Origin of the sequence: Tabrizicola sp., assembly GCF_016792905.1 — a bacterium.
GTDB lineage: Bacteria > Pseudomonadota > Alphaproteobacteria > Rhodobacterales > Rhodobacteraceae > Tabrizicola.
Genome location: NZ_JAEULP010000011.1, coordinates 1 through 23,934 on the forward strand (window position 1 = coordinate 1; position 23,934 = coordinate 23,934).

The 23,934-nt window shown below is 65.8% G+C and carries 20 protein-coding genes; 7 read left to right on the forward strand and 13 right to left on the reverse strand.

Annotation, left to right across the window (positions count from 1 at the left end):
• Positions 1–385 precede the first annotated feature (385 nt).
• The 6 genes from JNL31_RS01470 to JNL31_RS01495 are packed head-to-tail and all read left to right on the forward strand — an operon-like array spanning position 386 to position 6,609.
• A complete protein-coding gene (locus JNL31_RS01470; RefSeq protein WP_294968926.1) occupies positions 386–1,951 on the forward strand; it encodes an ABC transporter substrate-binding protein in 1,566 nt (521 codons plus the stop codon).
• A 42-nt stretch (positions 1,952–1,993) separates the two neighbouring features.
• Complete coding sequence (locus JNL31_RS01475) at positions 1,994–3,058, forward strand: ABC transporter permease (RefSeq protein WP_294968930.1); 1,065 nt, start codon at positions 1,994–1,996, stop codon at positions 3,056–3,058.
• Positions 3,055–3,960: a nickel transporter permease gene (gene nikC / locus JNL31_RS01480; protein WP_294968932.1), complete on the forward strand. Its 906-nt coding sequence runs from the start codon at positions 3,055–3,057 to the stop codon at positions 3,958–3,960. Before JNL31_RS01475 ends, nikC begins: the two co-directional genes overlap by 4 nt.
• Complete coding sequence (locus JNL31_RS01485; RefSeq protein ID WP_294968934.1) at positions 3,957–4,787, forward strand: ABC transporter ATP-binding protein; 831 nt, start codon at positions 3,957–3,959, stop codon at positions 4,785–4,787. Before nikC ends, JNL31_RS01485 begins: the two co-directional genes overlap by 4 nt.
• Positions 4,784–5,554, forward strand: a complete 771-nt coding sequence (locus tag JNL31_RS01490) for an ABC transporter ATP-binding protein (protein ID WP_294968936.1) — start codon at positions 4,784–4,786, stop codon at positions 5,552–5,554. The genes JNL31_RS01485 and JNL31_RS01490 overlap by 4 nt, the downstream gene beginning before the upstream one ends.
• A 2-nt stretch (positions 5,555–5,556) precedes the next feature.
• Positions 5,557–6,609: a dipeptidase gene (locus JNL31_RS01495; protein WP_294968939.1), complete on the forward strand. Its 1,053-nt coding sequence runs from the start codon at positions 5,557–5,559 to the stop codon at positions 6,607–6,609.
• 15 nt (positions 6,610–6,624) lie between these two features.
• Here JNL31_RS01495 and JNL31_RS01500 read toward each other — a convergent pair whose 3' ends face one another.
• The 6 genes from JNL31_RS01500 to JNL31_RS01525 form a co-directional block, all read right to left on the reverse strand.
• Positions 6,625–6,939, reverse strand: a complete 315-nt coding sequence (locus tag JNL31_RS01500) for a metalloregulator ArsR/SmtB family transcription factor (RefSeq protein ID WP_294968942.1) — start codon at positions 6,937–6,939, stop codon at positions 6,625–6,627.
• A gap of 22 nt (positions 6,940–6,961) precedes the next feature.
• Positions 6,962–7,165: a DUF2892 domain-containing protein gene (locus tag JNL31_RS01505; protein WP_294968944.1), complete on the reverse strand. Its 204-nt coding sequence runs from the start codon at positions 7,163–7,165 to the stop codon at positions 6,962–6,964.
• Positions 7,166–7,169: 4 nt separating this feature from the next.
• Positions 7,170–8,456, reverse strand: a complete 1,287-nt coding sequence (locus JNL31_RS01510; RefSeq protein ID WP_294968947.1) for an FAD/NAD(P)-binding oxidoreductase — start codon at positions 8,454–8,456, stop codon at positions 7,170–7,172.
• 18 nt (positions 8,457–8,474) lie between these two features.
• Positions 8,475–11,666, reverse strand: coding sequence for an efflux RND transporter permease subunit (locus tag JNL31_RS01515; protein ID WP_294968950.1), 3,192 nt, complete (start codon positions 11,664–11,666; stop codon positions 8,475–8,477).
• On the reverse strand, positions 11,659–12,654 hold the full coding sequence (locus JNL31_RS01520; protein WP_294968953.1) for an efflux RND transporter periplasmic adaptor subunit: 996 nt from the start codon (positions 12,652–12,654) through the stop codon (positions 11,659–11,661). Before JNL31_RS01520 ends, JNL31_RS01515 begins: the two co-directional genes overlap by 8 nt.
• Before the next feature lie 183 nt (positions 12,655–12,837).
• Entirely contained in the window at positions 12,838–13,722 is an 885-nt protein-coding gene (locus JNL31_RS01525) for a LysR family transcriptional regulator (protein WP_294968956.1), read from the reverse strand.
• Positions 13,723–13,809: 87 nt separating this feature from the next.
• Here JNL31_RS01525 and JNL31_RS01530 point away from each other — a divergent pair, with 87 nt between their 5' ends.
• On the forward strand, positions 13,810–14,472 hold the full coding sequence (locus JNL31_RS01530; protein WP_294968959.1) for a DUF2306 domain-containing protein: 663 nt from the start codon (positions 13,810–13,812) through the stop codon (positions 14,470–14,472).
• Between the two features lie 60 nt (positions 14,473–14,532).
• Here the strand turns inward: JNL31_RS01530 and JNL31_RS01535 are convergent, their stop codons facing one another.
• The 7 genes from JNL31_RS01535 to ugpC all read right to left on the reverse strand — a co-directional run bounded on the left by JNL31_RS01535 (position 14,533) and on the right by ugpC (position 23,933).
• Positions 14,533–15,927 carry an aspartate aminotransferase family protein gene (locus tag JNL31_RS01535; RefSeq protein WP_294968961.1) on the reverse strand — a complete coding sequence of 465 codons (1,395 nt, stop codon included), beginning with the start codon at positions 15,925–15,927 and terminating at the stop codon, positions 14,533–14,535.
• Positions 15,928–16,155: 228 nt separating this feature from the next.
• Positions 16,156–16,812, reverse strand: coding sequence for a GntR family transcriptional regulator (locus JNL31_RS01540; RefSeq protein WP_294968963.1), 657 nt, complete (start codon positions 16,810–16,812; stop codon positions 16,156–16,158).
• A gap of 80 nt (positions 16,813–16,892) precedes the next feature.
• A complete protein-coding gene (locus JNL31_RS01545; protein ID WP_294968966.1) occupies positions 16,893–18,467 on the reverse strand; it encodes a glycoside hydrolase family 43 protein in 1,575 nt (524 codons plus the stop codon).
• Between the two features lie 95 nt (positions 18,468–18,562).
• On the reverse strand, positions 18,563–19,696 hold the full coding sequence (locus JNL31_RS01550) for a Gfo/Idh/MocA family oxidoreductase (RefSeq protein ID WP_294968969.1): 1,134 nt from the start codon (positions 19,694–19,696) through the stop codon (positions 18,563–18,565).
• 12 nt (positions 19,697–19,708) lie between these two features.
• Positions 19,709–20,458: a sugar phosphate isomerase/epimerase gene (locus JNL31_RS01555; protein ID WP_294968972.1), complete on the reverse strand. Its 750-nt coding sequence runs from the start codon at positions 20,456–20,458 to the stop codon at positions 19,709–19,711.
• 14 nt (positions 20,459–20,472) lie between these two features.
• The gene (locus JNL31_RS01560; protein WP_294968975.1) at positions 20,473–22,851 is read right to left on the reverse strand and encodes a glycoside hydrolase family 2 protein; all 2,379 of its coding nucleotides are present in this window, start codon (positions 22,849–22,851) and stop codon (positions 20,473–20,475) included.
• Positions 22,852–22,853: 2 nt separating this feature from the next.
• Positions 22,854–23,933, reverse strand: coding sequence for a sn-glycerol-3-phosphate ABC transporter ATP-binding protein UgpC (ugpC, locus tag JNL31_RS01565; RefSeq protein WP_294968978.1), 1,080 nt, complete (start codon positions 23,931–23,933; stop codon positions 22,854–22,856).
• Position 23,934: the final 1 nt, after the last annotated feature.

A 23,934-nucleotide genomic window follows, 5' to 3' on the forward strand; every position in this document is an offset into this window, starting at 1 on the left:
CTGCGCTTCCGACTGTGAGGTCGAGAAGCGGGACAATCGTCCCAGCCGTCATAGTGTGAGTTCAAGCGCGTCTTAATTTTGTGAATATAATCAATATGTTAATTTGGAGAAGGTTGGATATCAGGCCCACTCCCTCCGCCACATCCACCTAGCCTGCTGAAAAGTCTTGCGGATTTTCCCCCACCCTGCGCGGGATGCTTCCTGGACGCTCCCCTCGCCTTGCCGGTTCTGCACTCCGTCGTCCTGAAGATCGGTCGCGATTTCGATTGACAGCGAGGCGGCGGATTTGTCCACTTGGTCAAGGAAGCGGTCAGACGACTCTTCGATAACAATCACAGGGAGATGGATAATGCAGTTGACGCATGGATTTGCCCGTGCCGCGGCCATGGCAGTGCTGATGATGGGCACCTCGCCGATGGCGCTGATGGCGGAAACCCCCGCCGATACGCTGGTCGTCGCCGACGCGATCGACGACATCGTGTCGATCGACCCGCACGAGGCCTTCGAATTTTCCGGCGTGGACCTGAACAACAACGTCTACGACACCCTGGTCGAGCTTGATCCGGCCAAGCCGGGCGAACTGGTGCCGGGCCTTGCGGAAAGCTGGTCGGTCGCCGATGACGGCATGACCTATACCTTCAAGATCAAGTCCGGCATCACCTTCAGCAGCGGCAACCCGCTGACCGCCGAAGATGCCGCGGGAAGCCTCCGCCGCGTGGTCAAGCTGAACAAGACCCCGGCCTTCATCATCACACAGTTCGGCCTGACGCCGGAAAACGTCGACCAGATGATCACCTTCGAGGGCGATACGGTGACGCTGAAGACCGACAAGGCCTATGCGCCGTCCTTCGTCTACAACTGCCTGACGGCGGGCGTCGCCAACATCGTCGACATGAAGACGGTGATGGAGCACGAGGTCGACGGCGACATGGGCAACGCCTGGCTCAAGGCCAACAGCGCGGGGACCGGGGCCTATATCCTTAAGTCGTTCAAGCCGAACGAAGGCTATGTGCTCGAGGCGCGCCAGGGCCATTGGCGCGGCGACGCGAAGATCAAGAATGTCTTCATGCAGCACATCCCCGAAGGTGCGACCGAACGTCTCCTGCTGGAAAAGGGTGACATCGACATCGCGCGCGAGATGACCCCGACCGACATCGAGGGCATCGCCGGCAATGCCGACCTCAAGGTTCAAGGCGACGTGGGTGGCCAGGTCTACTATCTGGCGCTGAACCAGAAGAAGGCCGAACTGGCGAACCCCAAGGTGCAAGAGGCGATGCGTTGGGCCATCGACTACACCGGCATGCAGGATTCGATCCTGAAGGGCCAGTGGGTCGTCCACCAGGATTTCCTGCCGCTGGGCTTCCTTGGCGCGCTCGACGAGAACCCCTATTCGCTGGACATCGAGAAAGCCAAGGCGCTGATGGCCGAATCCGGGCTGACCCTGCCGGTCGACATCGGATTCACCGTCCGCAACAACCAGGAACGCCTGGACATCGCTACCTCGATCCAGAACACCTTCTCGCAGATCGGGATCAACCTGGTGCTCGACGTGGGCGATGGCAAGCAGGGCCTCGAAACCTATCGCGGCCGCAAGCATGACATCACGCTGCAGACCTGGGGGCCGGACTATCCCGACCCGCATACCAACGCCTCGACCTTCGCGATGAACCCCGACAACAGCGACGCGGCGAATGCGACCGGCTATCTCGCCTGGCGGACCGCCTGGGATCCGGGCGCCGAACTCAACGCCGAAACCGCCGCCGCGGTCGAGGAGAAGGACAGTGCCAAGCGGGCCGAGATGTACGGCGACATCCAGCGCAAGGTGCGTGACAATTCGGCCTTCGTCCTGATGTTCCAGCAGGCCCGCCAGGACGCGATGCGCGCCAATGTCTCGGGCTTCTATGCCGGCGGCGCGACCGACTCGGCAAGCTACTGGACCGTGACCAAGTAAGCGACCGGGGCCGCCGCCTTCCTGCGGCGGCCCCCAACCGCAATGACCGGTACACCCGCTCCGCCCCGTGACAACCCGCTGCCGCGCCTCGCGCGCCAGTTGGCGATTGGCCTTTTCACCCTGGCGATCACGATCCTTGGTCTCCTTCTCGTCACTTTTGTCATCGGGCGGGTGGTGCCGATCGACCCGGTCCTCTCGATCGTCGGCGAACGCGCGACCGAGGCGCAGATGCAAGCGATCCGCGACAAGCTGGGCCTTGATCTGCCGATGTGGCAGCAGTTCTACATCTATGTCCGCGACGCCATGCAGGGCGACCTTGGAACCTCGATCCGCACCGGCGAAAGCATTTCCGCCGAGATTGCCCGCTACTTCCCCGCCACGCTGGAGCTTGCAACGCTCGGCACCATCTTCGGGACGCTCGTGGGCGTGCCGGCCGGCGTGCTTGCCGCCACCCGCCCCGGCAGCATCGCGGACCAGATCGTCCGGGTGATCGGCCTCATGGGCTACTCGATGCCGATCTTCTGGCTGGGGCTGATCGGGCTTCTGGTGTTCTACGGCCAGCTGGACTGGGTCGCCGGGCCCGGACGTCTGGACCCGACCTATGACATGATGATGGAATTCACCCTGACCAGCTACACCGGGATGATCCTGATCGATTCCGCGCTGAACGGTGCCTGGGATGTGTTTGCGAACGCCGTCAGCCACATCATCCTGCCCGCCGGACTGCTGGGCTATGTCTCGATGGCCTACATCAGCCGGATGACCCGCAGTTTCATGATGAATGAACTCGGCCAGGAATACATTACCACCGCCCGGGTCAAGGGAATGCCGGAATGGCGGGTGATCTGGGTCCATGCGATGAAGAACGTGCTTGTGCCGCTCATCACCGTCATCGCCCTGTCTTACGCCTACCTTCTGGAAGGATCGGTCCTGACCGAGACGATCTTCGCCTGGCCCGGCCTTGGCAGCTACATCACCGACGCGCTCTTTGCCGCGGACATGCCCGCCGTGCTGGGAGGTACCGTGGTGGTCGGCGTGGCCTTCGTGACCCTGAACATGGTGTCCGACATCATCTACCGCCTTGTCGACCCAAGGGCGCGGACATGACCGCGCTTCGCGCCTGGCTGCAAGACCCAAGCCCGACCTCGCGTCGGCAGGCCCGGCTCGGGCAGTTGTGGCTGGCCTGGCTCCGCATCCGCCGCAACCGGCTGGCGATGGCGGGGCTGATCATCGTCGCCATCCTGCTGCTCGTCGCGGCTCTGGCGCCCTGGATCGCCCCGCATGATCCCTTCGTGCAGAACCTGGCCAACCGGCTGAGGCCGCCGGGCACCCCCGGCTACATTCTTGGCACCGACGATTTCGGGCGCGACATCCTGTCCCGTATCATCTACGGCGCGCGGATCACGCTCTACATCATCGCACTGGTCGCCGTGACGGCCCCGGTCCTCGGCCTTCTGGTCGGCACCGTCGCGGGCTACTTCGGGGGCTGGATCGACGCCGTCCTGATGCGGCTGACCGACATCTTCCTCGCCTTCCCCCGGTTGATCCTGGCGCTTGCCCTTGTCGCCGTCCTCGGACCGGGGATCGAGAACGCCGTCCTCGCCATCGCGCTGACCGCCTGGCCGCCCTATGCCCGCGTCGCCCGGGCCGAGACGCTGACCATCCGCGGCTCGGACTACATCTCCGCCGTCAAGCTGCAGGGTGCAGGCGCCCCCCGCATCATCCTCGGCCATGTCGTGCCGATGTGCCTGCCCTCGGTCATCATCCGCGTCACGCTCGACATGGCAGGGGTGATCCTGATCGCGGCCGGCCTCGGCTTCCTCGGCCTTGGCGTCCAGCCACCGCAACCGGAATGGGGGCTGATGATCTCGTCGGGCCGCAAGTTCCTGTTCGAGCAATGGTGGGTTGCCACCATGCCAGGTCTTGCCATCTTCATGGTCTCGCTCGGCTTCAACCTTCTGGGCGATGGCTTGCGCGACGTCCTCGATCCGAAGAGCGCCCCGAAATGACCCTGCTCGACGTCCAGAACCTGCGCGTGACCTTCGACACCGAGACCGGCCCGGTCCAGGCCGTGCGCGGGGTCTCCTTCTCGCTTGGCCGCGAGCGCCTTGGCATCGTCGGCGAAAGCGGTTCCGGCAAGACGATGACCGGCCGCGCCGTCCTGCGCCTGATCCGCCCGCCCGGCCGGATCGAGGCGGACCGCATGGTCTTCGACGGGCAGGACCTGATGCAGGCCTCGGAACGCGACATGCGCGCACTTCGCGGGAAGCGGATCGGCATGGTCATGCAGGACCCGAAATACAGCCTGAACCCGGTGATGACGGTCGGCGACCAGCTGACCGAAGGCTTGCGCCGCCGCGACGGCCTTGGTCGCCGCGATGCCGAGGCGAAGGCCATCGCCGCGCTGACGGCGGTGCATATCCGCGATCCCGCCCGGGTGATGGAGGCCTACCCGCACGAACTGTCGGGGGGCATGGGCCAGCGCGTGATGATCGCGATGATGCTGATCCCCGAACCCGACCTCCTGATTGCCGACGAACCCACCTCGGCCCTCGACGTCACCGTCCAGGCCGAGGTCCTGTCGATTCTCGACGGCTTGGTGCGCGAACGTGGCATGGGCCTGATCTTCATCAGCCACGACCTGCGCCTCGTCGCGCGTTTCTGCGACCGGGTTCTGGTGATGTACAAGGGCAAGGTGGTCGAGGAACTCCTGGCGAAGAACCTCCTGGACGCGCAGCACCCCTATACCCGCGGCCTGCTGAACTGCCTGCCGCGCATCGGCGGCCCGCGCGGCCCCCTGCCCGCGCTTGACCGCTCGGGGGCCTGGGCGCAATGAGCCTGATCGAGATCGACCACCTCTCCGTGACCTTCCGCTCCAAGGGCCGCGAGGTCCATGCCGTCGAGGACGTCAGCTTCAGCGTCGAGCAGGGCGAAAGCTTCGGCCTCGTCGGCGAAAGCGGATCGGGCAAGTCGACGATCCTTCGCGCGATCTGCGGGCTGGCCCCGGTCACGGCCGGCACGATCCGCATCGACGGCGCATCACTACCCGCCCCGCGCGGGCCCGATTTCGCGACACGGGTGCAGATGGTCTTCCAGGACCCCTATGCCAGCCTCCACCCCCGCCACACCATCGACCGGACGCTGTCGGAACCGCTCGCCATCCACGGCATTTCCGGGTCCGACGCCCGTGTAGTCAAGGCGCTGGAGGATGTTGGCCTGCCCGCCGCCTTCCGCTTCCGCTATCCGCACCAGCTGTCCGGCGGCCAGCGCCAGCGCGTCGCCATCGCCCGCGCGCTGATGCTGGAGCCGACGATCCTCCTCCTCGACGAACCCACCTCCGCGCTCGATGCCTCGGTGCAGGCCGAAGTCCTGAATCTTCTCGACCGGCTGCGGGCCGCGCGCGGGCTGACCTTCCTGATGGTCAGCCACGACCTCGCGGTGATCGACCACATGTGCGACCGCATCCTCGTCATGCAGAACGGTCGCGCGGTGGAACAGATGCCGCGCGAGGCCCTGGCCGAGGCCCGGATGACCACGCCCTACGCCCGCAGCCTGTTCGATGCCAGCGCCGACCGGATGCTTGGCGGCCCGGCGAGGCCCTGACGATGATCCCGGTCTTCGACGGCCACAACGACCTGCTCTTCCGTCTCCTGCAGGATCCCGCCCGGCGCGAGGCGATCTTCCTCACCGGCGAAGGCAAGGGCCATCTCGACCTGCCCCGCATGCGGGGTGCGGGCTTTGCCGGCGGTTTCTTCGCGATCTACCTGCCCTCGCCCACCGCGCATGACGACGCCGACTATCAGGCACGGATGGAAAACCCGCCCTACACCCTGCCGCTCCCCGACCTCATCCCCTACGCCGACGCCATCCTCCCGGCCATCACCCTGGCCGGGCATCTCCTGTGGATGGAACGGGAAAGCGGCGGCACCCTGAAGATCTGCCGCACGGCTGCCGAGCTGCGCGATTGCCTCGCCTCCGGCACCATCGCCGCGATCATGCATATGGAGGGCGCCGAGGCGATCGACGAAAGCCTCGACGCGCTGCACGTCTTCCACGCCATCGGCCTGCGCTCCCTTGGCCCGGTCTGGTCGCGGCCCACCATCTTCGGCCATGGCGTGCCCTTCGCCTTTCCCTCCAGCCCCGACACCGGGCCGGGCCTGACCGATGCGGGCCAGCGCCTTGTGCGCGAATGCAACCGGCTGAAGATCATGCTCGACCTCAGCCACATGAACGAGGCCGGCTTCAACGACGTGGCCCGGCTCTCCGACGCTCCGCTGGTCGCCACCCATTCCAATGCCCACGCCCTCTGCCCCTCCAGCCGCAACCTGACCGACCGGCAGCTTGCGATGATCCGCGACAGCGGCGGCATGGTGGGGCTGAACTTCTCGGTTTCGTTCCTGCGTCCCGATGGCCGCCGCATCGCCGAAACCGGCTGGGATGCGATCCTGCGTCAGATGGACCATCTGCTGCGGCAGGTGGGCGAGGATCACCTTGGCTTCGGGTCGGACTACGATGGCTGCACCACGCCCGATGTCATCGGCGACGTGACCGGCCTGCCGCGGCTTCTCCAGGCGCTGGCCGACCACGGCTATGACCGCCCGCTTCTGGAAAAGCTCGCGCATCGCAACTGGCTGGCGCTTCTGGACCGGACGCTCTGACCCCGCGCGGGGCCGTCAGTGCCGCTTGCAGAAGGTGTCGCGCAAGGCGGTGACGATCACCGCCACCTCCTCGCGCGCCAACTGGTAGATCACGCTCTTGCCCTCGCGCCGGGTCTGCACGATGCCCTCGGCGCGAAGCCGCATCAGCTGCTGCGAGACGCTGACCGGGCTTGTCCCCAGCGCCTCGGCGAGCTGCGTCACGCTCAATTCGCCGTCGACCAGACAGCAGAGGATCTGCAACCGCCCCTCATGCGACAGCGACTTCAGCAGCGCCACCGCCTTCGAGGCCTGTTCCGGCGTGCCGCCGAAGCCTTCCAGAATCTCCGCCATCTTCGCCCTCACTCGCCCGATCCTATTCGAACGCGCAGCCCTTCTTAACACCCATCGCCCGGAACACCATCGCCGCCGGGCAGAAGCCGGTGAACGAGGATTGCAAGAGGTTCAGCCCGACGAAAACCGTCAGCCAGACGAAAAGCGGCGAGACCCAGACCGTCAGCACTACGCTGAGCAACACCATGACTCCCGCGAACCGCAGAACCGCAGTATCTATCGACATTTCCTTATCCTTTCGTGGTTTCTTTCAGCTTGTCGATCCCCAGCGCCTTCAGCGCGAGGTGTTCATAGAAGGGCTCCGACTGGCCCTTGCGCAGCTTGCGCAGGAAGTATTTCTCGAACCCCGCCTTCGCCAGATGCACCCATTTGCCCGAGGACGACCAGTTGACGTTGCGCGGCGGGATCTGCGGCTGGGCCACAAAGGCGATGCCCCCGTCGCCGAAGTCCGCCAGGCAGACGGCGTTCCAGCTTCCCACGCTGTCCGGTTCCTTGCCCCGCACGATGTTGCCGATGTTCATCGCCGTGGCCGTGACCATCGATTCAATCATGAAGCCGGTCTTCGGCACGCCGCAGGGCACCGGCGTCGGCCCCATCGGCGGGATCGCGACGCAGACGCCGACCGCGAAGACGTTCGGGTATTTCGGGTTCCGCTGGTGCTTGTCGACGATGGTGAAGCCACGCGGGTTCGACAGCCCCTCGATCCCCGCCACCGGCTTGATCCCCCGGAAGGCGGGCAGCATCATCGAAAAGGCAAAGGGCAGGTCCTTCTCGGCCTTCGCCACACCATCCTCGCCGACTTCCTCGACGAACATGTGGCCCTCCTCCACCCGCTTGATCCGGGTATTGGTCATCCACTTGATGTGCTTCTCGCGCATCTGGCTTTCCAGAAGCCCCTTGGTGTCGCCCACCCCGTCCAGCCCCAGATGGCCGATATAGGGCTCGGGAGTGACAAAGGTCATCGGCACCCGGTCGCGCACCTTGGCCCGGCGCAGCGCCGTCTCAAGGATGAACAGGAACTCGTAGGCCGGACCGAAACAGCTCGCCCCCTGCGCCGCGCCGATCACCACCGGGCCGGGATTGGCGACCAGCTTCTCGAACACCGTCTTCGCCGCCTCGGCATGGTCGATATGACAGATCGACTGGGTAAACCCGCCATGCGGACCCAGCCCCGGCACCTCGTCGAAGGCCAGCTCCGGCCCGGTCGCGATCACCAGATAGTCGTAACTGACCGACTTCCCACCGACCAGCGCGATCCGGTTCTCCTCCGGGTGCAGGCGTTCGGCGGCCACCGGGATGAACCCGATCCCCTTCTTCGCCATCACCGGCGCCAGGTCGACCGTAATGTCCTCGCGCCCCCGCCAGCCGACCGCAATCCAGGGGTTCGACGGCACGAAGTGATAGGTCGGATCCTTGGTGACGACCGTCACCTTGTCCTCGGGCCTCAGCTGGTCCTGCAACTCGTAAGCCATGATGGCGCCGCCCAACCCGGCCCCCAGAACAACGACATGTGCCATTTCAGTCTCCTCCTCTGATCAGGCTGTGACGGTCGCCGCCGTGCCCGCCTCGGTGCGGAACACGCGGTAGATCGCCGGGATGACAAGCACGGTCAGCAGCGTCGATGTCAGCAGACCGAAGAGCAGCGAAATCGCGAGACCCTGGAAGATCGGGTCCGCCAGGATCACCACCGCACCGATCATGGCGGCGATGGCGGTCAAAAGGATCGGCTTGAACCGGATCGCGCCCGCCTCGATCAACAGGTCCACCGTCACCCCGCCGCCGTGCCGGATGAAGTCGACCAGCAGGATCGAGTTGCGCACGATGATCCCCGCCAGCGCGATGAACCCGATCATGGACGTGGCGCTGAACGGCGCGCCGAACAGCCAGTGCCCGGCCATGATCCCCAGGAACGTCAGCGGGATCGGCGTCAGGATCACCAGCGGCAGCCGGAACGACCCGAACTGCGCCACGACCAGGATGTAGATGCCCAGAAGCGCCACCCCGAACGCCGCCCCCATGTCGCGGAAGGTGACGAAGGTGACTTCCCACTCGCCGTCCCACAGCAGCGTGACCTTGCCCTCGTCCTCCGGCTGGCCGTGCAGGCTGACGACGGGCTTGGTGCCTTCCGGCCAGTCCATCGCCTCGATCCGGTCGGCCACCGCCAGCATCCCGTACAAGGGCGCCTCGAACTCCCCCGCCAGCTCCGCCGTCACCATCTCGGCATCGCGGCCGTTGTGGCGGAAGACCGGATAGCTCGCGGCCTCCTCGCCGACCGTCACCACATCGCCCAGTTCCACCACCCCCCGCGCGCCCGGCAGGGCGTTGGCCGGAATCGGCGTCGTCAGGAACCGCTCGTCCATGACCCGGTCCGCCCTGTCGCGCCCCACCACCAGCGGGATCGGCAAGCGCCCCTCGCCGCGGTGCGAGTAGCCGACCGTCCGGCCCCCGTTCAGAGCCGCCAGCGTGTCGAACACGTCCGCTTCCTGCACCGAATAGAACTCCAGATCATCGGAGGAGATCACCGCCCGCAGCCGCCGCGCCTGCACCCCGAAACTGTCGTCCACATCCACGATGAACGGCACCGCCTCGAACACCTGCCGGATCATCCCCGCCGCCGTCCGCCGCGTCGCCGCATCCGGCCCGTAGACCTCGGCCAGAAGCGTCGCGATCACCGGCGGCCCCGGCGGCGGCTCCACCACCTTCAGGCTGGTCCCCGCAGGCACCGCCAGCCCGGCCAGCCGCTGCCGCAGGTCCAGCGCAATCGCATGGCTCTCCCGGTCGCGGTCCGCCTTGCCCACAAGGTTGATCGCCACTTCCCCCAGCTGCGGCTCAGCCCGCAGGTAGTAGTGCCGCACCAACCCGTTGAAATTGAACGGCGCCGGGGTGCCCGCATAGGTCTGCACCGATGTCACCTCCGGCAGCCCCAGCACCACATCCGCCACATCCCGCGCCACCCGGTCGGTCGCTTCGACCGAAGACCCCTCGGGCAGGTCGATCACCACCGACAGCTCCGACTTGTTGTCGAAGGGCAAAAGCTTCACCGTCACGTCGCGGGTGTAGAGGAGCCCCAGCGACCCGAAGGACAAACCCGCCGTCACCAGCAGGAACCCCAGGCTGCGCCCCTTCGTCGCCAGCACCGGCCGCGCCACCGCCCGGTAGCCCCGCGCCAGCCATCCGCCGTGATGCCCTGCCCCGCCGTGCCCCGCGCCACGCCCGGCGATCTTCACCATCAGCCAGGGGGTGATGATCACCGCCACGAAGAAGGAAAAGATCATCGCCGCCGAGGCATTGGCCGGGATCGGCGACATGTAGGGCCCCATCAGCCCGCTCACGAACAGCATCGGCAAGAGCGCCACCACCACCGTCAGCGTCGCCACGATGGTCGGGTTCCCGACCTCCGCCACCGCCGCAATCGCCGCCTCGACCCGCGAGCCCTTGCGGTCCAGCCCCCAATGCCGGTCGATGTTCTCGATCACCACGATGGCGTCGTCGACCAGGATGCCGATACTGAAGATCAGCGCGAACAGCGACACCCGGTTCAGCGTGAACCCCATCACCCAGGCCGCGAACAGCGTCAGCAGGATCGTCACCGGAATGACGATCGCCACCACCCCCGCCTCACGCCAGCCGATCGCGAGCCACACCAGCGCGATGATCGACACCGTCGCCAGCCCCAGATGGAACAAGAGCTCGTTCGCCTTCTCGTTCGCCGTCTCGCCATAGTCGCGCGTGACCGTCACCGTCACGCCCTCGGGGATCAGCTTCGGCTCCAGGGCCTCCACCCGGTGCAGCACGGCTTCCGCCACCACCACCGCATTCGCCCCCGCCCGCTTGGCCACCGCCAGCGTCACCGCCGGGCCAGCCTCGCCCCCCTTCGCCCGGTGCGACACCACGACATCCCGCGTGTTCTCCACATACCGCACCGCCGCCACGTCGCGGACATAGACCGCCCGCCCGTCCCGCGTCGTCACCAGCAGGTTCGCCACCTCGGCCGGAGCCGTCAGCGTCTCCCCCGACACCAGATCGACCATCTGCCCCCGGTCGCGCAGCTTGCCGGTGTTCAAAACCCGGTTCGCCTGCGCCACCTTCCCCGCCAGTTGCTGCAAGGTCACGCCATAGAGCGCCAGCCGATCCGGGTCCGGCTCGATGCGGATCGCGTCCTGCGCATCGCCAACCAGATAGGTCAGCCCCACATCCCCGGTCTTCGCCACCTCGGTCTGCATGACCCGCGCAATCCGCGTCAGGTCATTCGCCCCAAGCCCCCCGCCCGAAAGGGTCAGCGTCAGGATCGCCACATCGTCGATCCCCCGCCCCACGATCAGCGGCTCCGGAATCCCCACCGGAATCCGGTCGATATTCGCCCTTACCTTGTCATGTACCCGCAGGATCGCATCCTCGGCCCGCGTCCCCACCTCGAACCGCGCCGTCACCAGCACCGCGTCGTCATGGGTCTGCGAATAGACATGCTCGACCCCGTTGATCCCCTTGACGATCACCTCCAAAGGCTCCGTCACCAGCTTGACCGCATCCTCGGCCTTCAGCCCCGGCGCCTGGACATGGATGTCCACCATCGGAACCGAGATCTGCGGCTCCTCCTCCCGCGGCAGGCTGATCAAGGCGACCAGCCCCGCCGCCAGCGCGGCCAGAATGAACAGGGGCGTCAGGGCCGAGCCGATGAAGGCCCGCGTCAGCCCCCCGGCGATGCCCAAGGGGTGCCTGTCACTCATGGCCCACCTCGGAGGCCGGAACCACAACATCACCCGCCGACAGGCCCGAGATCACCTCGACCATCTCTACCCCGTCCACCACCTGCGCCTCGCCCGGCACGATGGTTCGCAGCGCCGCACCGTCCGCCCCCTGAACCCCGACGAAATCCAGCCCCGCCCGCGTCACCACATCCGCTTTCGGCACCAAGAGCGCCTTGCGTTCGCCGACCGGCAGCCGCACCAGCATCCGAGCGCCGACAAAGCTGTCCGGCAGGCCTTCAATCTCCACATCGGCAACCACCCGGCCGCCCTCGATCAGCGGATAAACCCGGGCGAGCCGCCCCTCCCGGTCCTCGCCCCCTTCGGACACCCGGATCGCATCCCCCGCCGTCAGTGCCGTCGCATGCCGCTCCGGCACCGCGATGCGCAGGAACGTTCCGCCCCCACCGACAACGGCAACCACTTCGCCCGGCATCACCACCGCGCCCTTGGTCTGCGGCACATCCAGCACCCGCCCCGCCACCGGGGCCAGCACCACGCCCTCCTTGGCCTGCTGCGCCACCACCTCGGCCTGCGCGTCCAACGAGGCGATCTGTCCCGTCAGCACATCGACCTGTGTCCGCAGCGCATCGACCCGCTGCGTCGTGGTGACGCCGTTCTTCAGCAAATCCTCGCCGCGCTGCAAATCCGCCCCTGCATTCGCCAGTTGCGCCGCCAGCGCCTCCTTCTGAGCCGCCAGCGCCGCGAGCTGGAAATCGAGCTTGTCATCGACGATCCGCGCCAGCTCTTGCCCGGCCTCGACCAGATCGCCCTCGGCCGCCGACAGCGCGACCAGAGTGCCCCCGATCCGCGCCCGTGCCGGTATCCGGTCCCGCGCCTCGACCGTGCCGTAGACCGCCTTCCATTCCGTCACCGTGACCGGGGCCAGCGTCACCGGCTCGGCACCCACCGGCAGGGCGGCCGCGCCAAGCATGAGGGAAAGCAGCAGATGTCCGGGCAGTCGGGCCATGCGAGTCGGTCTCCGTATTTGCCTTAACATATGCAAAGCTTACAAGCTTAGCAATATAATAGCTGAAACCTTTCCGCCCTCTGCCTTGCCGACAGAAGGTCCGCGCTCAACCCATTGAGTTATTGCAATTTCAGTCGAAAACCGGACCGGCGGGTTCCGGCAGTCCCGCCTGCAACCGTCCGATCACGCCCGGGTCAGTACTCCGGCCAGAAAGTCGAAGACCATACGAATCCGCTTGCTGGTCTGCACCTCCCGGTGCGCGATCAGCCACAGCGGCACCGGAATCCCCGGCCAGTCCGGCAGAACCGGCTCCAGCCCGACCATCCGGTCAGCAAACACCGTCGGCGTCACTGCGATCCCAAGGCCCCGCTCGGCCATCCCGGCCAGCACCAGCCCGTTGTCCGTCACATGCCGGAAATTCCGCCGCGTGACCGGCAACCCGAAGGCATTCAGCGTCGCCACCAGCCGCTCAACCGGCGCAAAGCCCAGAAGGTCATGCCCCGCAAGGTCCTCCGGCACCGCAGGTCGCCCCCTGCGGTCCAGATACCGGCCAGAGGCATAAAGCCGCGCCCGCCAATCCCCCACCTGCCGCCCGATCAGCTCCGGCTCGTCCGGGCGCAGATGCCGGATCGCAATATCCGCCTCGCGCCGTTGCAGGTCGCTGATGGTGTTCGACGCCAGCACCTCGACCTCGATCCCCGGAGCCACCTCCTGCAACTCTGCCAGCAGCGGCACCAGCACATAGACCGCAAACGCATCGCTGGCGCTGATCGTGACCCGCCCCTCCAGCGCCTGCGACTGCCCCGCCGCAAGTGAAATCCGCCCCGCCGCCGCCCCCATGTCGCGGAAATGGTCCAGCAAATCTCGCCCCGTGTCGGTCAGCACCAGCGCCCGACCGACCCGCTCGAAGAGCACGACGCCAAGGTCCGCCTCCAGCCCCGCCACCTGCCGCGACAGGGTGGGCTGAGTCAGCCCCAGGGCCCTGGCGGCCTTCGAAAGACTGCCCGCCTCGACCGTCGCCAGAAAGGCGCGGGCCTGCGTCCAGTCGAAGGGGATATGCTGATTCATGCAAATATGCATAACACACAGCCGATCTTCGGCAATATCGACATGATCCGCGCATGTGTATTTCTGCTTCACGCAAAGGAGGTTCCCATGCCCCGCACCGTCACCCGCCCCGACTGGCTTGTCCCCGCGGCACTGATCCTCCTCGCCCTCGTGCCCATGATTGCCGGGATGGCGCGCCTCAACGACCTCGCCACCGGCACCGCCTCGTCCGAGACCGCCCGGTCCCATGCAGCACCCCTGCCCGTCGTGCTCCATATCATCGGCGCTACAATCTACGCCCTGCTCGGGGCCTTCCAGTTTACGTCAGCCCGACACACGAAATGGCACCGCGTCGCGGGACGCGTCGCTTTCCCGATGGGCCTTCTCGCCGCCTCCAGCGGCATCTGGATGACCCTGACCTACCCTTGGGCCAACGCGGACGGGGAAGCGGTCTACGTCGCCCGCCTGATCTTCGGTGCGGGCATGGCCGTGGCCCTTATCCTCGGCGTGACCACGATCCTGCGGGGCGACGTGGCAGCCCACCGGGCCTGGATGCTCCGCGCCTATGCCATCGGGATGGGCGCAGGCACGCAGGTTTTCACCCACATGCCGTGGTTCCTGCTGGTCGGTCCGCCGACCGAAGGCCCCCGCGCGGTGATGATGATCGGTGCCTGGGTACTGAACCTGGCCGTCGCCGAGTGGATCATCGCCAACGACAAACGGCGCGCCGGACCTACTCCGACACGCCGCCCAATTCTTAATTTTCTATGAACGTCCGCGACCAAGCCATTGATATCAAAGGCTCGAAAAATCTGTCCACCGTGGACAGTGTCAGGCCGCGACCCACAGCCCCTCGTCCTTGACGATCTTGTAGGCCTCGTCCAGCGACTTTTTCGCCCGTTCAATCAGCACGTCGATCTCGGCCGGAGTGATCACCAGCGGCGGGGCGATGATCATCCGGTCCCCCACATGCCGCATGATCAGGTTGTTCGCGAAGCAGCGCTCCCGGGTCTTGAAGCCGACGGTCCCCGCTTCCGAAGCGAACTTGGCCCGCGTCGCCTTGTTCGGGGTCAGCGCGATGGACCCCATCAGCCCGACCAGCTTCGCCTCCCCCACCATCGGATGCTCCGCCAGCTTCTCCCAGCGCTCTTTCAGATAGGGATGCGCCACGTCCCGGACATGCTCGACGATCTTCTCGTCCTGCATGATCCGCAGGTTCTCCAGCGCCACCGCGCAGGCGACCGGGTGGCCGCTATAGGTGTAGCCGTGGAAAAACTCCCCGCCCCCGCCGACGACCTCGGCCACCTCGTCACAGACAATCGACCCGCCAATCGGCGCGTAGCCCGACGACAGCCCCTTCGCGATGGTCATGATATGCGGCCTGATCCCGAAGGTCTGGCTGCCGAACCACTCCCCCGTCCGTCCGAACCCGGTGATCACCTCGTCGGCAATCAACAGGATGCCGTACTTGTCACAGATCCGCTGGATTTCCGGCCAGTAGGTCCGCGGCGGCACGATCACCCCGCCCGCGCCCTGGATCGGCTCGCCGATGAAGGCCGCCACGTTGTCCGGCCCGACCTGGAGGATCTTCTCCTCCAGCTCCCGCGCGCGCAGCAGGCCGAACTCGTCCTCCGGCATGTCGCCGCCCTCCGCCCACCAGTAGGGCTGGCCGATATGCTCGATCCCGTCGATCTTGCCGCCATGCGCATGGATCGGCTTCATGCCCCCCAGCGAGCCGCCGCCCATGGTCGAGCCATGATACCCGTTCCACCGCGCGATGATCGTCTTGCGCCAGGGCATGCCCTTGACGTCCCAGTAGCGCCGCACGAGGCGGATGTTGGTGTCGTTCGCCTCGGACCCCGACCCGGCGAAGAACACATGGTTGAGATCACCCGGCGCCAGCTTCGCAATCTCCGCCGCCAGCGCAATCGCGGGCACATGGGTCGTCTGGAAGAAGGTGTTGTAATAGGCCAGCTCTTCCATCTGCCGCGCCGCGACCTGGGCCAGTTCCTTCCGGCCATAGCCGATGTTCACGCACCAGAGACCCGCCATCCCGTCAAGGATCCGGTTCCCCTCGCTGTCGGTCAGCCAGACCCCCTCGCCCCGGGTGATGACCCGCGCGCCCTTGGCGGCCAAGGCCGCCTTGTCGGTGAAGGGATGGAAGTGGTGCGCGGCGTCCAGGCGCTGCAATTCGGCGGTCGGCAGGTGGTTGGTGATCATGTTCATGGGAAGTGACCTCGCGGAATCGGCAGGGCCAGATGCCCCGTCTTTGCGGCAGGATATGATCAAACGCCCCGGGGTTCAAGAAATTTGATCAAATTATTTCGCGCCAATGAAGCCTTTCACATTTGCCCAAATATCCCCGCCGGAGGCATCGCGAGGAGGAGGGTGCAAGCCCCGACGACGAGACAAAGAGTCTTCGCGCCGCAAGGCGCTCAATTTGGCAGGTGCCGGTCAGTGACCCTCGGCCAGGGCCTGCCGCACATGCTCGATGCCCTGCTGGATGTCGCGCCGGATCGCCTCGGCCAACGCAGCCGCATCCCCCGCCCGCATTGCAGCGATCGCCTCACGATGCAGGTCGGGCGCCACATCGCGGCCATATCGGTCGATCACCGCCCGCAAACTCGGCCCCGCCCGCAGCCACAACGACCGAGCAAGGTCCAGCAGAACCGGGGCCTCCGCCGCCTCATAGAGCGCAAAGTGGAAGGCATGGTTCCCTGCCAGGTAGTCCGGCAGCTTGCCCGCAGCAATGGCCCGGTTTACCGCCCCGTCGATAGCCTCCAGTCGGTCGATCTGCACCGCCGTCAGCTTCGGCCCGGCCAGTTCGGCGAGCTTCGGCTCGATCGCAAGCCGCGCGAAAGCAACCTGTTCCAGCATCTCTGCCGACAGTTCCGGCACCGCCACCCGCCGGTTGCCCTGCGGCAGCAACGCGCCCTCCGCCGTCAGCCGCCGGATCGCCTCTCGCACCGGGGTCATGCCCGCGCCAAGATCGGCGATCAGCCCCTGGATCGTGACCGGGGCGCCCGGCGCCAGATGCCCGAACAGGATCATGTCGCGCAGGCGCGCATATGTGACCTCGTGGCTGGGTATCTTCCGGCTGTCCGCGTCCATCGGGGCCCCTTTCGCTTCGCCCCTTTATGACGGCATCCGCCCGGCAATCAAGAGTTGATCAAATCCGTCTGATCAAATCCTCAATCCGCTTTGGGCGCATAGCGGAACCGCGTCACATCCACCGTCCAGCCCTGCCCGGTCAGGTCATGTGCAACAACGCCGACGAACGCCCCGGTGAACGACGCATGTTCCCCACGCCCGCCCTCGTCCGAGACGACCGAGGCATCCAGCTCCGGTCCGACCGGCACCCCGTTCACGCTGAAGCGCTGCACCGCCCGGTCGACCGCCACGCCCAGCGTGACCTTGCCCTCCGCCACCGGGAACCGCCCGTGGAAAGCCAGCGCCTCGCCCGGCCAGTCGCCCTCGCAAGAAACCAGAACCACCACCCGGCTATCTCCCTCGCGCGTGACCAAGGCCGCATGGAACTTGTGCCGGTTGTAGTAGGTGATCAGCCCGGCCGCCCGCTGCCAGTTGGGAGGGTCGGCGACCACATCGCACTCTGCAGCATAGGCCGGTTCGTCCTGACGCCGAGCGACCAGCGACTGCTCGAACCATGACCCTAGGCTCTCCCGCCCGATCAGCCGAAGGGCGCTGCCTGTCAGGGTGAACAGTCGCTCGGGATGCGGCGTCCGCAGCCACTGGAACTCCATCGGCAGGTCGGGACCGGTGAAGTCATGCTCCACCACCCCCGGCACCAACCGGGCCACCGGAAGGTCGATGGTCGACGGCGGCACCATTCCCCCGTCCTTCAGCCAAAGCCAGTCGTCACGCCAGACGACCTCGGCCAACCCGGTCTCCCGCCCCGTCGAGCAGAACGGCCCGCGCGCGCCCTGCTGCGGCCGCCCGCACAAGAAGGAATGCCAATACCGCCCGTCATGCCCTTCGACATACTGCCCGTGCCCCATCCGCTGGATCGGGCTTCCCTGATCGAACCGCGCGGTGATCACATGCTTCTGCGGATGGGTCTCGTAAGGCCCCCGGATGACCCGCGACCGCGCCAGCGTCACGGCATGGTCATAGCCGGTGCCACCCTCGGCGGTCGTCAGGTAATAATACGCGCCGCGCCGGAACAGATGCGGCGCCTCGGTCAGGCCAAAGTCCGTCCCGGTGTAGATCGTCGTGACCTCGCCCAGAAGTCCCTCCTCCGGGTGCCATTCCTGCAACTCGATCCCGTCGAAGCGGTCATGTGCCGGGTTCAGGCCGGTGCCCTTTTCCCGATGGTTCCAGCGCATGTTGAGGAACCACTTCCGCCCGTCGCGGTCATGGAAGAGCGAGGGGTCGAAGCCTGAGGACGTGACGTAGATCGGGTCAGACCAGTCGCCGTCCACGCTCGCGCAGGTGACGATGTAGTTGTGCGCATCCTTGAACGCCCCGTCCAGCCGCTTGACGTCGGTGTAGACCAGCCAGAACCGTCCGTCGGCGTGGCTCAGACAGGGCGCCCAGATGCCGCAGCTGTCGGGGTTGCCCCGCATGTCCAACTGGCTTGCCCGCCGCAATGGTCGCGCCACCAGCCGCCAGTTCACCAGATCGCGGGAATGGTGGATCTGCACCCCCGGGTACCATTCGAAGGTCGAAGTCGCGATATAGTAGTCCTCGCCCACCCGACAGAAACTGGGGTCGGCGTTGAAGCCGCGGATCACCGGGTTTTCCAGCATTCTTGGCTCCTTCAGCGCTAAGGCAGGCGGAAGGATCCCTCAATCCCTCCGCCCGCCGGATCTGCCCGGCAGGGAGGCGTCAGGGCATGACCCGCTCAGCGCAGCAGCGCCCGCGCCTCGTCCGGCGACAGCGCCGCAGGTCGGGTGCAGGTGGTGGTCAGCGTCACGAATTGCCCCGTCTCGCCCGATTTCAGGCAGGCGGTCATCACGTCCACCCCATGCAGCGCGCGTTCCAGCGAACAGCGCGCATCGCGCCCGCCCTGCAATGCCGCGACCATGTCGGCCAGCCCCGCCGTCCGATAGTTCGCCAGGGGTCCGCGATCAGGATGCTCCTGGTTCGGAACGCCAAACGGATGGTCCCACGGATCAAGCTCCGTCAGGCTGCCGTCCTTGCCGCCGATCTCCACCGCGCCACCGAAGAAGTTGGGGTCGGGGACATAGAGGGTGCCCTCGGTGCCATACAGCTCGAAATGGTTTCGCTTGTGGTGCCAGACGTCCCAGCTGGTCGACAGGTTGATCGTCGCGCCGTTGTGGAACTCCAGCAGGGCATGGATGTTGGTCGGCGTCTTTACCGGCACCGTCTCGCCTTCGCGCGGGCCGTTCGAGATCACCCGTTCCGCCTGGGCGGATGAGGTCAGCGCCCCCACCCGCTTCACCGGACCCAGGAAGTTGACCAGGTCCGCCACATAGTAGGGACCAAGGTCCAGCATCGGTCCGGCCCCCGGCAGGAAGAAGAAATCCGGGTTCGGATGCCAGTGTTCCATCCCGTGATTCAGCACCGCCGCAGAGCCCGAGGTGATCTGGCCCACGCGGCCCTCGTCCAGCACCGCCCGCGCCTGCTGGTGCGCACCGCCAAGGAAGGTATCGGGCGCACAGCCCACCGCCAGCCCCTTGGCCTTGGCCAGGTCGCGCAGCGCCACGCCTTGCTCCAGCGTCAGGACCAGCGGCTTTTCGGAATAGGCGTGCTTGCCCGCCTCCAGAATGCGCTTCGTCACCGCGTAATGCGCGTCCGGGATGGTGAGGTTGATCACCACGTCCACGTCCTTGTTCGCCAGCAGGTCATCGACCGACTGGGCGCGGGTGCCGAACTCCTCCGCCCGCGCCTTGGCTGCGTCCATGTTCACGTCGGCAACCGACCGTACCTCCAGCCCCTTGAACAGGGGCGCCAGCCGCAGATAGCTGGTCGAGATATTGCCCGCCCCGATGATGCCGATTCCAAGATTTGCCATTTTCGCTATTCCTCAGAGTGCCTTGGCCGACGCAAGCGAGCGAGTCGCGAACCGCGCGTCGTCCTTCGGGTTGTCGTGTTCCATGACGAAGTGCTTCACGCCGATCTCCTTCAGCGCCGCCATGATCGTCTTCCAGTCCACCGTGCCATAGCCAAGGTCGGACCAGCCATCCTCATCCTTGTTCTCGCCCGCCGGGGCGATGTCCTTCACATGCGCCGCGGTGATCCGGTCCTTGTACTTCTCGATCCATGAGAGGGGGTCCGCCCCGCCACGGATCACCCAGGCCACGTCCATCTCCCATTCCAGACCCGGCCCGCCTTCGAAGATGCGGTCCTGCGGCATCGAGCCGTCGGACAGCGCCCTGAACTCGAAGTCGTGGTTGTGCCAGCCGAAGCTGTAGCCCGCCGCCTTGTAGGGCGCGCCCGCCTTCTGCAATCGCGCCCCGAACGCCGTCCACCCCGCCGCATCGGTGGGCCGGTCCTCGGGCAGCACATAGGGGCAATAAAGCCGCTCCATCTTCAGCGCCTTGGCGATGCCCAGCACCTTGTCGACCTCGGTTTCCAGTTGCGCGAGGCCGAAATGCCCGGTCGGCATGGTCAGCCCGGTGGCCTTCAGCCCCTCCTGCGTTGCCGCCACCGCCGCATCGTCGGCATAAAGCGCGCCGTAGCCTTCCACCGCCCCATAGCCGGCCTTCGACACCATCTCGAAGGTCCGCGACATGGGCGGGAAGTTGCGCGAGGAATAAAGCTGGTAGCTGAACATGGGATATCCTTTCGTCAGGCGCCGTAAGTGGCGGAATGGAGGTCTCGGAAGGTGAAGCGGGGCACCGCCGAGGGGTCCTCGGGGGTGAAGATGATCGTGGCGGGGAAGCCGGGAAACAGCGTCACGGCGTTGGTCGAGAAGCGGCCCGGCACTTCAGATTCCACCGCAACAAACGGAGCGAGTGCCTTGACCTGCAAGGTCAAATTCCACACTCCACCCCCTTGCCGCATCTCGGCGGTAAGGCCCGACGGCAAAAGGTCGTAGGCCTTCCAGGGCTTCGGCGCATGGACATCCCCGCCCTGCGCATCGCCCGACCAGGTGAAGGCCAGCACCTCCCCCGCCCCCAGTGCATCCGGGGACAAGGTCAGCACCGGCACTGCCGCGTCCGTCGGCACAGTGACGGTCGCCTCGGCCAGCTTCCGTGTGGAGCCATCCATCGCCGCCGCGCGTGCCGTGACGGTGATCGTCGCAACCTCTGCCCGGTCATTGACAGCCCGCAGTTCGATCCCGCCATCCTTCGGCACCGCCACCACCGTCACGGGCGCGTAGAACCGCGCGGCCATGTGGTGCAGCAGCTTCCAGTTGCCGCCGTGATCGAGGCTCGACCAGCTGCAAACCGGCCAGGTGTCGTTCAGCTGCCAGTAGAGCGTCCCCATGCAATGCGGCTTCAGGCTCCGCCAATGCGTCACCGCGGTCTTGATCGCCAGCCCCTGTTGCACCTGGGACAGGTAGACGAAATTCGGGAAATCCACCGGAAAGCGGAAGTAGCGGAACATCGTCTCCGCAATCCGCGCGTTGCCGCCTGCGTTCTTCTGGTGGCTCTCCATCACCGGGCTGGCGATGTTCCAGTCCGCAGGGCTCGCAAATCGCCGGATCGCCGACAGCGAGGGATAGGACTGGAAGCCGAACTCCGAACAGAACCGGGGGCTGACGTCGCGATAGTGGTCGAAGTCGCGCCCCTCGTGCCAGACCGACCAGAAATGCATGTCGCCGGACGAGTCGTCATGCCAGGCATCGCCGAAGGACATGGGTCCGGGTGAGGGCGAGGAGGGCCACCAGTTCGAACCAGGCGATGCAATGTCCAACGCCTCCTCGATCGTGCGGTTGAGACGATCGTAGGAGGCAAGGTAGCGGTCCCGGTTGGCACGGCTCTCCGGGAACCACGTCAATGCCCCGATCAATTCATTGTCGCCACACCAGAGAGCAATGCAGGCATGGTGATGCAAACGATCAACATTGCTGACAACTTCCGCGAACACCCCAGCGAGGAATTCACCCGTCGATGGGTAGAGATTGCAGGCGAACATAAAGTCCTGCCAGACCATCAGGCCCAGTTCGTCGCAGAGGTCGTAAAACCAGTCCGGCTCGTATCGGCCGCCACCCCAGACACGGATCATGTTCATGTTGGCGTCGACAGCGGATTGTAGCAGGTCGCGCGTCGCGTCGAGCGTGATGTTTGACGCCAGCGCGTCCTGCGGAATCCAGTTGGCCCCCTTGGCAAAGACATCGCGCCCGTTAACCCGAAACTTGAAACCGGTGCCTTCGCCGTCGCCTTCTCTCACCAGTTCGATGGACCGAAAGCCAATGCGGCGGACCACCTTCACAGCGTCATAGCAGATGGACAGATCGTGCAGCGGTTGCTGCCCCTGACCCGCGGGCCACCACAGGCTTGGTCTTTCAACAGTCAGAGATGCCCATGCAAGACCCTCGGAAAACTCCATCTGCTGCGTCTGCCCACACAGCGAGATGGTAGCCGATGCAACTTCCAGCGCCTGCGCCCGAACTGAAACCGTCACGCGGTCATGCTCGTGCGTCTGCCTGATCTTTATGTTGTAAAGCTCCGGCTTCCGTTCCACCACCAACCTTACATCGCCATAAACTCCGAACGGGGCCAGCGCGATGTTCCAGTCCCAACCAAAGTCACAAGCCGGTTTCCGCAGCATATTCCCATTCGGGATCGGGCAGTTCTGCGCGGCATAGGGAATGTAGAACGGCATCCCGGCCTGCCGCCTCGCTCCCTCCCGGACCGGAGAGGCGAAGCGGATGCTGATCTCGTTTTCACCCAGCTTCAGCACGTCCGACAACCCGGCGACATATCGCCGGAACATGTTCTCGGCCCTCAGCACCGACTGCCCATTCACGAAGACCTCGGCAACCGTGTCCAGCATGTCGATTTCCAGCGCCAGATCGGTCCGGTCCACCGTAAACGACCGCGTCGCCACCCAATCCCGCTCCGCCACCCAACGGCAGTCATACTCGTTCCGCCCCCAGTACGGGTCGGGCAGCACCCCGGCCTTGACCAGCGCGGAAATCCCGTCGCCCGGCAGGTCGAAGTCAACGACATGGGCGCCGCTTTCGTCCGAAAGCGTCCAGCACCCCGCCAGATCAAGCATTGTCAGATCCTCTGTTCCGTCTTCGCGTCAAAGAGCGAGGCCTTGGAAATATCGAGGCCCAGATGCACTTTCGTGCCTGCGGGCAACCGGCCCTCGACAGGCACCCGCACGCTCATGTTCGCCCCTTCGGCCTTCAGCCACAAAAGGCTGTCGGCCCCCAGATGCTCGTCGATCTCCACCTCTGCCGGGATCGACGGTCCGGTCGGCGGCTTGGTCGACACCGTGATATGCTCCGGCCTGACCCCCAGGATCGCCTGGTCCCGCTCCAGCACCGCGCCCCCGTCATAGCCCGCCAGGTCGATCTTCGTCGCCCCGAACAGGAAGGCGCGGCCCCCGTCCACCGTCCGCCCCTTCAGGAAGTTCATCGACGGGCTGCCGATGAACCCCGCCACGAACAGGTTCGACGGGCGGTTGTAGATTTCCAAGGGCGCTGCAAGCTGCTGGATCACGCCGCCCTTCATCACAGCGATCCGGTCGGCGAGCGTCAGCGCCTCGATCTGGTCATGCGTCACATAGACCATCGTGTTGCCCAGCTGGTTGTGCAGGCGCTTGATCTCGACCCGCAGCTCGCTGCGAAGCTTTGCGTCGAGGTTCGAGAGAGGTTCATCGAACAGGAACACGTCCACGTCCCTGACCAGCGCCCGCCCGATGGCCACCCGCTGCCGCTGACCGCCGGACAGCGCCGCCGGTTTCCGGTCCAGCAGCGGCTGGATCTGCAAGATCTCCGCCGCCCGGGCGATGCGCTTGTCGATCTCGGCCTGCGGAACCTTGGCGTTCTTCAGGCCAAAGGACAGGTTCCCCCGCACCGTCATCTGCGGGTACAGCGCATAGGACTGGAACACCATGCCGATGCCGCGCTCCGACGGCTCGGCCCAGGTGACGTTCTTGCCCTTGATCCAGATCTGCCCGTCAGTGATGTCCAGAAGCCCCGCGAGGCAATTCAGCAGCGTCGACTTCCCGCAGCCCGACGGGCCCAGCAGCACGACGAACTCACCTTCCGCCACGTCCAGGTTCATGTTCTTCAGGACCGAGATAGACCCGAAATTCAGCGTCAGGTCCTTGACTTCAATCGAATTTCCCATG

Coding starts and splice junctions, on each gene's coding strand:
- JNL31_RS01470 (WP_294968926.1), top strand. CDS start 386: ATGGCAGTGCTGATGATGGGCACCTCGCCGATGGCGCTGATGGCGGAA.
- JNL31_RS01475 (WP_294968930.1), top strand. CDS start 1,994: ATGACCGGTACACCCGCTCCGCCCCGTGACAACCCGCTGCCGCGCCTC.
- nikC (WP_294968932.1), top strand. CDS start 3,055: ATGACCGCGCTTCGCGCCTGGCTGCAAGACCCAAGCCCGACCTCGCGT.
- JNL31_RS01485 (WP_294968934.1), top strand. CDS start 3,957: ATGACCCTGCTCGACGTCCAGAACCTGCGCGTGACCTTCGACACCGAG.
- JNL31_RS01490 (WP_294968936.1), top strand. CDS start 4,784: ATGAGCCTGATCGAGATCGACCACCTCTCCGTGACCTTCCGCTCCAAG.
- JNL31_RS01495 (WP_294968939.1), top strand. CDS start 5,557: ATGATCCCGGTCTTCGACGGCCACAACGACCTGCTCTTCCGTCTCCTG.
- JNL31_RS01500 (WP_294968942.1), bottom strand. CDS start 6,939: ATGGCGGAGATTCTGGAAGGCTTCGGCGGCACGCCGGAACAGGCCTCG.
- JNL31_RS01505 (WP_294968944.1), bottom strand. CDS start 7,165: ATGTCGATAGATACTGCGGTTCTGCGGTTCGCGGGAGTCATGGTGTTG.
- JNL31_RS01510 (WP_294968947.1), bottom strand. CDS start 8,456: ATGGCACATGTCGTTGTTCTGGGGGCCGGGTTGGGCGGCGCCATCATG.
- JNL31_RS01515 (WP_294968950.1), bottom strand. CDS start 11,666: ATGAGTGACAGGCACCCCTTGGGCATCGCCGGGGGGCTGACGCGGGCC.
- JNL31_RS01520 (WP_294968953.1), bottom strand. CDS start 12,654: ATGGCCCGACTGCCCGGACATCTGCTGCTTTCCCTCATGCTTGGCGCG.
- JNL31_RS01525 (WP_294968956.1), bottom strand. CDS start 13,722: ATGAATCAGCATATCCCCTTCGACTGGACGCAGGCCCGCGCCTTTCTG.
- JNL31_RS01530 (WP_294968959.1), top strand. CDS start 13,810: ATGCCCCGCACCGTCACCCGCCCCGACTGGCTTGTCCCCGCGGCACTG.
- JNL31_RS01535 (WP_294968961.1), bottom strand. CDS start 15,927: ATGAACATGATCACCAACCACCTGCCGACCGCCGAATTGCAGCGCCTG.
- JNL31_RS01540 (WP_294968963.1), bottom strand. CDS start 16,812: ATGGACGCGGACAGCCGGAAGATACCCAGCCACGAGGTCACATATGCG.
- JNL31_RS01545 (WP_294968966.1), bottom strand. CDS start 18,467: ATGCTGGAAAACCCGGTGATCCGCGGCTTCAACGCCGACCCCAGTTTC.
- JNL31_RS01550 (WP_294968969.1), bottom strand. CDS start 19,696: ATGGCAAATCTTGGAATCGGCATCATCGGGGCGGGCAATATCTCGACC.
- JNL31_RS01555 (WP_294968972.1), bottom strand. CDS start 20,458: ATGTTCAGCTACCAGCTTTATTCCTCGCGCAACTTCCCGCCCATGTCG.
- JNL31_RS01560 (WP_294968975.1), bottom strand. CDS start 22,851: ATGCTTGATCTGGCGGGGTGCTGGACGCTTTCGGACGAAAGCGGCGCC.
- ugpC (WP_294968978.1), bottom strand. CDS start 23,933: ATGGGAAATTCGATTGAAGTCAAGGACCTGACGCTGAATTTCGGGTCT.